General features: G+C 33.2%; 2 protein-coding genes. One reads left to right on the top strand and one right to left on the bottom strand.

Annotation, left to right across the window (positions count from 1 at the left end):
- Positions 1-90: 90 nt before the first annotated feature.
- Entirely contained in the window at positions 91-714 is a 624-nt protein-coding gene (locus ACUVXA_RS20595) for a hypothetical protein (protein ID WP_445873168.1), read from the bottom strand.
- Between the two features lie 290 nt (positions 715-1,004).
- Here ACUVXA_RS20595 and ACUVXA_RS20590 point away from each other — a divergent pair, with 290 nt between their 5' ends.
- Entirely contained in the window at positions 1,005-1,388 is a 384-nt protein-coding gene (locus ACUVXA_RS20590) for a hypothetical protein (RefSeq protein ID WP_445873167.1), read from the top strand.
- The last annotated feature ends 358 nt before the right edge of the window (positions 1,389-1,746 follow it).

Genomic DNA, 1,746 nt, shown 5'->3' with positions numbered 1-1,746 from the left:
AGGTTTTTTATAATTTGTCTAAAAAGCGAAGCTTATGTAGGTTTTTTAAAAAAATAGAAATAGATAATCAATTTATCCGATTCAGCAATGCTACTTCTCTTTTACAATTTTCTTTTTTGCACTTTTTTTGGCAGCTCTATATTTCGAAATTCGGAACGGTAAATATATTAATCCACCGATTATTGTGGCGCCTAAGGCTACATGTAGTATAAACATTGATATTTGATGTTCAAAATTATTAGTGGGTAACACTCTATTAGCCATCTCTTTCCCCTCCACTACTATTAAAGCGGGGTACGGTGAGTAATTCTCAATGACTAAAAAGTAAAATCCGGGAACTGGTGCTGAGTATCCGAAGGCTGAATATTCTGATGGCTGTCCTTTAAGGATCGGTGTGAAGAAAGTGGCACCCTGCACGTATTGAAAGAAATTGAAAACATCCATAATGTATGCATTTACTCTGATGTTTGAAGCATAAACCCCAAATACACCTTCGCCATAGCCTAGGAAAACTGGGACAAAATTCATTTGCCCGGGTGGTACTATCCAAACTCTTGTCCAGTTATAAGCCTCTCCACTTGCCACAGGTATAAACTCCACTTCAGGAAAATACAGAGTCAAGACCACTGTAGCGGGAATGGCTATGATTCCTCCTAGTAGAAGTATAACACCGATGGCGGCTATAATTTCCTTGATATTTCTTTTTCGGCTCACTTTTTTCACCATTATGTTTGCTAGTAAAAATGTCAATAATTTTACTGATAGGTAGAAATTTCTCTAATACGCTTCCTTCTATACATTGCCATTTACATATACCTTCTATGAAGAACCTACTCTTATTTTTCTTTCTGTTACAATGAATTACAATAAATTAATGAACATTAAAAATTATCTTAAGTAGTTACTTTTTAATTATTAATAGATTCTCCATATATTTAAAATAAAGAATATATGAAAATAAATAATAGATTGTATGTTTGTGTTTCTAATGAGGTGTTAATTGGATGTCAAAGAAAGAATCATACCGATCATCAGGAAAATGGTATGGCACACAGCAGACGACTCAAAAATGCCAAGATTGCGGTGGTTCGGTTCTCTATGACAGTTCAAGAAAATTGAGAATTTGTAGTGTATGTGGACTCATTCAAAAAGAACGCAGAGGGAACACCATATCTTTCAGAAATATTCTAGAAAGCCTAAAATACAAAGAAACCATTGAAGAAATTGCAAAGTACTTAGATGCTGAAGACTGGCAAATTGAACAACAAGTTGTGTTAATGGCAAGAAAGGGCTTAGTTAGACTTGAAGGAAAAAAGATAATACCCACCCGAGAAGGTCGAAGAATGCTTTTCAAAGAAATCGCAAAAGAAACAGAAGAAAGAATGTAACTTAATAAAATAATATTACCTTACGAATTAAAAATTCATCAAAGCAAGGTGCTTCTCTAATTATTCAGATCAAGCTCACCCAACCTTGCTTCCTTTGATGAATAATTTAACCCCTAATTTTTCCAATAGTTCTTTGAGCTCTAAATATTAAATCTTTGACAATTTTTGAAAAGCTATTTTTTAGAATTATCACCTACCATAAAAATATTAGCAGAGCTTCAGGATTTCTTGCACTCTTTAAAAAAGGGGAAATTAAAATAAAAAAGTTATCAGTAAAAAAGATGTATTGAATTGGATTAGATATCTTTTTTTACCGTATACGGGAAATATATGCTTGTATTTTGCTCAACAAGTTTCC

The organism is Candidatus Jordarchaeum sp. (assembly GCF_052745115.1).
Note: the sequence above shows the minus strand (reverse complement) of the source record. Positions and strands in the feature narration are given on the sequence as shown.